Raw genomic sequence first — 6,985 nt, forward strand, 5'->3', positions numbered from 1 at the left:
AACGTGTGTTTAATTTCTGATTTTTGAATTGTACATAGCAGCCCCTGGCTTGTCCATGCGTTTCCGCTGGCGCGCCGGGCATGCCGCATTATCACGCTGCACTTTCTGGTTGACAACTAAACAGGTGTTTGATACAGTCGTATTAAACGCTTGTTTGAAACACTTGTTTGGTGCCGCCAGCGGCAGTTCAGGCGATCGCGACAGGCACCAACCGTTCAACGAAAGAAAGTCCACATGCAATCGAACCAATTTCTCCGCCGCGAGAAGCCAGCCGCCGGCGTCGCTCTCGCCCTTGGTATAGCCGTCCTGCTGGCCGCCTGCGGCAAAAAAGCCCCGCCCGCACCGCCACCGCCAGGCCCGCCGCAAGTCGTGGTGCACACGGTCGTGGCCCAAGCGATGACGGTCACCACCGAGCTGGCCGGGCGCACCTCGGCTTACCAGGTGGCCGAAGTGCGGCCCCAGGTCGGCGGCTTGATTCTCAAGCGCCTGTTCGTGGAAGGCTCCACCGTCAAGGCCGGTACGGCGCTGTACCAGATCGATGCGGCCAGTTTTGTCGCGTCGGTGAACTCGGCCAAGGCGAGCCTGGCCAGCGCCAGGGCGCGCGCACTGGCGGCCGAGCCGAAAGCGGCACGCTACAAGGACCTGCTGGCCATCGAAGGGGTGAGCAAGCAGGATTACGAAGACGCGCTGGCGAGCGCCGCCCAGGCGCGCGCCGATGTCGAAGCGGCCAAGGCCGCGCTCGACGTCGCCAATATCAACCTGAAGTACACCAATGTGTATGCGCCGATCAGCGGCCATATCAGCCGCTCGAATGTGACCGCCGGGGCCCTCGTGACCGCCGGCCAGGCCGGCGCGCTGACCACCGTCCAGCAGCTCGACCCGATCTATGTGGACGTGACCCAGTCCAGCACCGAACTGCTGGCGCTGCGCCGCCGTTTCGAATCGGGCAAACTGAAACAGGCCGATGGCGGCCAGGCCTCGGTCAGCCTGCTGCTGGCCGACGGCAGCAAGTACGCCGCCCAGGGCAAGCTGCAGTTCGCCGACGTGAGTGTCGATGCCGGCACAGGCAACGTCACTTTGCGCGCGCTGTTCCCGAATCCCAAAGGCGAACTGATGCCCGGCATGTATGTGCGCGCCGTGCTCGATAGTGGGCTCGACGAAAAGGCCATCACCGTGCCGCAGGTGGGGGTGACGCGCAACCAGCGCGGCGAAGCGACCGCCCTGGTATTGAACAAGGAAAACAAGGTCGAGCAGCGCGTGCTGAGCACGGGCGCGGCCGTGGGCGACCGTTGGGTGGTCAACGCCGGCCTGGCGCCGGGTGAGCGCGTGATCGTCGAAGGCTTGCAGCAAGTGCAGCCGGGCGCGCCCGCCGTGGCCGTCCCCCCGGCCGCTCCGGCACGCGGCGCAGCAGCAGCCGGCGCCCCCGCTGGCGCCGGCACGGATGGCGGCACCACCCCGGCGGGAGCATAACCATGGCCCGTTTCTTTATCGACCGTCCGATCTTCGCGTGGGTCATTGCGCTGGTGATCATGCTGGGCGGCGTGCTGGCCATCTTCGGCTTGCCGGTGTCGCAGTACCCGAGCATTGCGCCACCGTCGATTTCGATCAGCGGCAGTTATCCGGGCGCGTCCGCCAAGACGGTGGAAGACGCCGTGACCCAGGTCATCGAACAAAAAATGAAGGGGATCGACGGCCTGCAATACATGTCGTCGAGTAGCGATTCGAGTGGCGCCATCGGCATCACGCTGACCTTCAAGAACGGCACCGATCCCGACATCGCCCAGGTCCAGGTGCAGAACAAGCTGCAACTGGCAACGCCGCTGCTGCCGGCCGCTGTCACGCAGCAGGGTTTGGTGGTGAGCAAGGCCACCATGAACTTCCTGATGGTGCTCGGTTTCGTTTCGGAAAACGGCGCCATGAGCGAAGCCGACCTGGGCGACTACGTGGCGTCGAGCGTGGTCGATTCGCTCAGCCGGGTCGATGGCGTGGGTGAAGTGACCCAGTTCGGCTCCCAGTACGCGATGCGCATCTGGCTCGATCCGGCCAAGTTGCTCAGCTACCAGCTGGTACCCGATGACGTCAGCAACGCCATCCGCGCCCAGAATGCCGAGGTGTCGGCTGGCGAACTGGGCGGCGCGCCATCGCGTCCCGGCCAGCAGCTGAACGCCACCGTGTCGGCCCAGAGCCGCCTGCAAACGAAGGAACAGTTCGGCGCCATTTTGCTGAAAACCCGGGCCGACGGCGCCGTGGTGCGCCTGCGCGACGTGGCCACGATGGAACTCGGCAGCGAGAATTACAGCATCGTGGCGCGCTTCAATGGCAAGTCGGCGGCCGGCGTGGCCATCAAGCTCGCCACCGGCGGCAACGCGCTCGATACCGCCACCAAGGTCAAGGCCCGCATGGCGGAGATGGAAAAGAACTTCCCGGCCGGGATGAAAGCCGTGGTTGCCTTCGACACCTCGCCGTTTGTCAAGCTGTCGATCGAGGAAGTGGTCAAGACCCTGGTCGAAGCAATCGTGCTGGTCTTTTTGGTGATGTACCTGTTCCTGCAGAATTTCCGCGCCACCCTGATTCCCACCATGGCCGTGCCGGTCGTGCTGCTCGGTACTTTCGGTGTGCTCAGCATTCTCGGCTATTCGATCAATACGCTCACCATGTTCGCCATGGTGCTGGCGATCGGCCTGTTGGTCGATGACGCCATCGTCGTTGTCGAAAACGTCGAACGCATCATGAGCGAAGAAGGGCTCTCGCCCAAGGAAGCGACCAGGAAATCGATGGGCCAGATCACCGGCGCCCTGGTCGGCATCGCGCTGGTATTGTCTGCCGTGTTCGTGCCGATGGCCTTCTTCAGCGGGTCGACCGGCGTGATTTACCGCCAGTTCTCGATCACGATCGTCTCGGCGATGGTGTTGTCGGTGCTGGTGGCGATGGTCTTCACGCCGGCCCTGTGCGCCACCTTGTTGCAGCCGGTCGAAAAAGGCCACAAGGCCGCTTCCACCGGCTTTTTCGGCTGGTTCAACCGCAGTTTCGACAAGGGCAGCCGGCGCTACCAGGGCTGGGTCGGCACGCTGATCGCGCGCACCGGCCGCACCTTGGTCGTGTACGCCATCCTGGCGCTGGTGATGGCGGTCGGCTTCCTGCGCCTGCCGACCTCGTTCCTGCCGGCGGAAGACCAGGGCATCCTGTACACCCTGGTACAACTGCCGGTCGGCGCTACCCAGGAGCGCACGCTCAAGGTGGTCGAGCAAGTCGAGCAGCATTATCTGAACGACCAGAAGGACGCGGTGGAATCGGTGTTTTCGGTGGCCGGCTTCAGCTTTGCCGGTAACGGCCAGAACGCGGCCATGGCGTTTGTCAAGCTCAAGGACTTCGACGAGCGCGGCAACGACAGCCTGCGCGCGCCGGCCGTGGTCGGCAAGGCCATGGGCCGCTTCATGCAGATCAAGGATGCGATGGTGTTCGCGATCGCCCCGCCTGCCGTGATGGAGCTTGGTAACGCCAACGGCTTCGATCTGATGCTCAAGGATGAAGGCGGCCTCGGCCACGACGCGCTGATGGGCGCGCGTAACCAGTTGCTCGGCATGGCCGCGCAAAGCAAGATCGTCACCCAGGTCCGTCCCAACGGCCTGGAAGACTCGCCGCAGTACAAGCTGGAAGTGGACCAGGAAAAAGCCAGCGCGCTGGGCTTGTCGGTGGCCGATATCAACAGCGTGCTGTCGACCTCGTGGGGCGGCGCGTATGTGAACGACTTCATCGACCGCGGCCGCGTGAAGAAAGTCTACATGCAGGGTATCCCGGACGCGCGCATGGCGCCGGAAGACATCGGCAAATGGTACGCGCGCAACGCCAAAGGCGAGATGGTCTCGTTCTCGAGCTTTGCCACCGGCAAGTGGATCAACGCCTCGCCGCGCCTGGAACGCTACAACGGGACGCCGTCGCTGAACATCCAGGGCGAGGCGGCACCCGGCTTCAGTTCGGGCGACGCCATGCTGGAAATGGAAACGCTGGTGGCCAAGTTGCCGCCGGGCATCGGCTACGAGTGGAACGGCGTCTCGATCGAAGAGCGCGCCGCCGGTTCGCAGACCACCATGCTGTACGCGATGTCGCTGCTGATCGTGTTCCTGTGCCTGGCCGCGCTGTATGAAAGCTGGTCGATTCCGTTCTCGGTGCTGCTGGTCGTGCCGCTGGGCGTGCTCGGTACCGTGCTCGGCACGATGGTGTTCGGCATGTCGAACGATGTGTATTTCCAGGTCGCACTGCTGACGGTGGTCGGCCTGGCCGCCAAGAACGCGATTCTGATTGTCGAGTTTGCCAAGGAACTGGAAGACGGCGGCATGGACGTGAAGAAAGCGACCCTGGAAGCGGTGCACCTGCGCCTGCGTCCAATCCTGATGACCTCGATCGCCTTCGGCCTTGGCGTGTTGCCGCTGGCGATCAGCAGCGGCGCCGGTTCGGCCAGCCAGAACGCCATCGGCATCGGCGTGCTGGGCGGGATGCTGAGCGCGACCTTCCTGGGCATCTTCTTCGTGCCGGTGTTCTTCGTGGTGGTCCGCGCGTTCGTGGTCCGCAAAAACAAGGCGGCGCCCGTGCCTGCCGCCGCTACCGTGGAAGGCCATTAAGATGAACAAGCAATGGACGAGTGTGATGACAAGCGTGATGGGTTCGACCCTGACACTGACCGTACTCGCAGCCGTGATCAGCGGCTGCACAATGATGCCCAAGTACCAGCAGCCGGTAAGCCCGGTCGCTGCGGCTTGGCCTACCGGCACGGCGACTCCGGCGCAGGGCGCCCAGGGTACGCCTGCGGCGGAGATCGCCTGGCGCGATTACTTCGCCGACGAGCGCCTGAAAAAACTGATCGCCCTGGCCCTGGCCAACAACCGCGATCTGCGCGTATCGGCGCTCAATATCGACAAGGCGCGCGCCCAGTACCGCATCGAGCGCGCCGCGCTGCTGCCGTCGGTGGCGCTGGGCGCCAGCCAGAACGCCCAGCGTTCGGCCGATAATCTGAGCGTGGGCGGGCAGGGCGGCGTCAGCCGGCAATACGGCGTCAACCTGGGCGTGGCCGCGTGGGAGGTCGACCTGTTCGGGCGCGTGCGCAGCCTGTCGGAAGTGGCGCTGCAAACCTACCTGGGCACCGAGGAAGCGCGCGCCAGCGTGCAGATTGCGCTGGTGGCCGAGGTGGCCAGCGCCTACCTGACCCTGATGGCCGACCAGGAACGGCTGGCCCTGGCGCGCCAGACCTTGTCGAGCCAGCAGCGTTCGCTCGAACTGAGCGAGAGCCGGGTCAAGGCCGGCGCCGCGGCCGGGCTGGACCTGTACCAGGCGCGCACCACCGTGGAAACGGCGCGCGCCGATGCGGCCGCCTACTCGGCGCAGGTGGCGCAGGACCGGAACGCGCTGACCCTGCTGGCCGGTGCCGCCATCCCGGTAGAGCTGCTGCCGCCGTCCGGCCTGACCGGCGTGACCGCGCTGCTTGAGGTCGGCGCCGGCTTGCCGTCCGACTTGCTGTACCGCCGGCCGGACGTGCTGGCCGCCGAACGCACCCTGCAAGCGAGTAACGCCAATATCGGCGCGGCGCGCGCGGCGTTTTTCCCGCGCATTACCCTGACCGGGCAGGCCGGCAGCGCCAGCAACAGCCTGTCGGGCCTGTTCGACAGCGGCTCGGGCGCGTGGAGTTTTGCGCCCTCGATCAGCCTGCCGATCTTCAATGGCGGCGCCAACCGCGCCAACCTGGAAGTGGCCAAGGTCAGCCGCGACATCGGGGTGGCGCAGTACGAGAAAACCATCCAGGTGGCGTTTCGCGAAGTGGCCGATGCGCTGGCCCAGCGCGGCACGGTCGACGAGCGCCTGAACGCCCAGCAGCAACTGGTGGAAGCGTCCGACAAGAGCTACCGCATCTACGAGGCGCGCTATAAAAACGGCGCCGATACCTTCCAGAATGCGTTGATCGCCCAGCGCGCGCTGTATGCGGCGCAGCAGGGCCTGATTTCGGTCAGACTGGCCGAGCAGACCAGCCGGGTCACCTTGTACAAGGTGCTTGGCGGCGGCTGGCAGGCAAGCGATGGCGCGACGGTGGCGACGAAGGGTTAGTTCAGTTTTCACGTTAGTGTCGTGATCGTCATCAATCCCGCTACAGGCGTTTGCCCGTAGCGGGATTTTCTTTTGATCGAGCGCAATCGCGCGAACCTGGCCTCGATCTTTTGCTCGACGCCCGGCTTCATCGAATGCGCCGCACCGCACAGGCTGGGCCGCAGCATCCGCGTCTATTTGGGCGCCGCCGCCACGCAGAACTGATTGCGTCCGGCCTCCTTGGCCTGGTACAGGGCCGCATCGGCCCGGGTCGACAAGGCGCGCGCATCGTGGGCGGCGCTGTTGGTCCAGGCGATGCCGATGCTGGTCGAGACCTGGCGCGCCATCTCGCCCACCGAAAACAGCGGCCGCATGGCCTCGACGATCTTGGCGCCGACCCTGGCGCTTTCCTCGGGCGAGCGCACGCATTCCAGAATGATGGTGAATTCGTCGCCCGCCAGGCGCGATACCGTGTCGGTCTTGCGCACGGTGCGCAGCAGGCGCCGGGCGAATTCGCGCAGCACCTCGTCGCCGCCGGCGTGGCCGAGCGTATCGTTGATCTGCTTGAAGCGGTCGATATCGAGGAACATCAGCGCCATGCCGCTGCGGTTGCGCACACTGCGGCCCAGGGCCGCTTCCAGTTCGGCTTCGTAGCTGCGCCGGTTCGGCAGGCCGGTCAGGGTGTCGGTATGGGCTAGCGTCTTCAGGTTGGCCTCGTGCCGGCGCGCCGCCGTCACGTCGGTCGAGAGCAGGTATTCCATATGCCGATCACCCGGTGAACCGTGTTGATTGGTTCCTGCCAGTTGACGTAGACGGTTCGGCATATCGTGGCTGACAGCGATTCACGCTACATACCAGGTCGCAATCGCTGAACCCCTGCTCGAAGCCGCATGCCGGCCGCGACGTATCGATA

General features: G+C 65.0%; 5 protein-coding genes. 4 read left to right on the forward strand and 1 reads right to left on the reverse strand.

Going from position 1 to position 6,985, the window contains the following annotated elements; all coding sequences use genetic code 11:
- Positions 1-234 precede the first annotated feature (234 nt).
- From F2P45_RS17465 to F2P45_RS36780, 4 genes are all read left to right on the forward strand, one after another.
- Positions 235-1,470, forward strand: coding sequence for an efflux RND transporter periplasmic adaptor subunit (locus tag F2P45_RS17465; RefSeq protein ID WP_166877721.1), 1,236 nt, complete (start codon positions 235-237; stop codon positions 1,468-1,470).
- 2 nt (positions 1,471-1,472) lie between these two features.
- Complete coding sequence (locus tag F2P45_RS17470; RefSeq protein ID WP_166877724.1) at positions 1,473-4,619, forward strand: efflux RND transporter permease subunit; 3,147 nt, start codon at positions 1,473-1,475, stop codon at positions 4,617-4,619.
- Between the two features lie 25 nt (positions 4,620-4,644).
- Positions 4,645-6,093 (forward strand): AdeC/AdeK/OprM family multidrug efflux complex outer membrane factor, encoded by a 1,449-nt coding sequence (gene adeC / locus F2P45_RS17475; protein ID WP_166877744.1) that lies wholly within the window; start codon positions 4,645-4,647, stop codon positions 6,091-6,093.
- Positions 6,094-6,165: 72 nt separating this feature from the next.
- Positions 6,166-6,297, forward strand: a complete 132-nt coding sequence (locus F2P45_RS36780) for a hypothetical protein (protein WP_267877354.1) — start codon at positions 6,166-6,168, stop codon at positions 6,295-6,297.
- On the opposite strand, the gene F2P45_RS17480 is transcribed toward F2P45_RS36780, so the two are convergent.
- A complete protein-coding gene (locus F2P45_RS17480; protein WP_166877726.1) occupies positions 6,267-6,833 on the reverse strand; it encodes a GGDEF domain-containing protein in 567 nt (188 codons plus the stop codon). The genes F2P45_RS36780 and F2P45_RS17480 overlap by 31 nt on opposite strands.
- Between the last annotated feature and the right edge of the window lie 152 nt (positions 6,834-6,985).

It is taken from the genome of Massilia mucilaginosa, assembly GCF_011682145.1.
Classification (GTDB): Bacteria; Pseudomonadota; Gammaproteobacteria; order Burkholderiales; family Burkholderiaceae_D; genus Telluria_A; species Telluria_A mucilaginosa.

Bases quoted from the DNA above. Each gene is read 5' to 3' on its own strand.
- F2P45_RS17465 (WP_166877721.1), top strand. From the start codon at position 235: ATGCAATCGAACCAATTTCTCCGCCGCGAGAAGCCAGCCGCCGGCGTC.
- F2P45_RS17470 (WP_166877724.1), top strand. From the start codon at position 1,473: ATGGCCCGTTTCTTTATCGACCGTCCGATCTTCGCGTGGGTCATTGCG.
- adeC (WP_166877744.1), top strand. From the start codon at position 4,645: ATGACAAGCGTGATGGGTTCGACCCTGACACTGACCGTACTCGCAGCC.
- F2P45_RS17480 (WP_166877726.1), bottom strand. From the start codon at position 6,833: ATGGAATACCTGCTCTCGACCGACGTGACGGCGGCGCGCCGGCACGAG.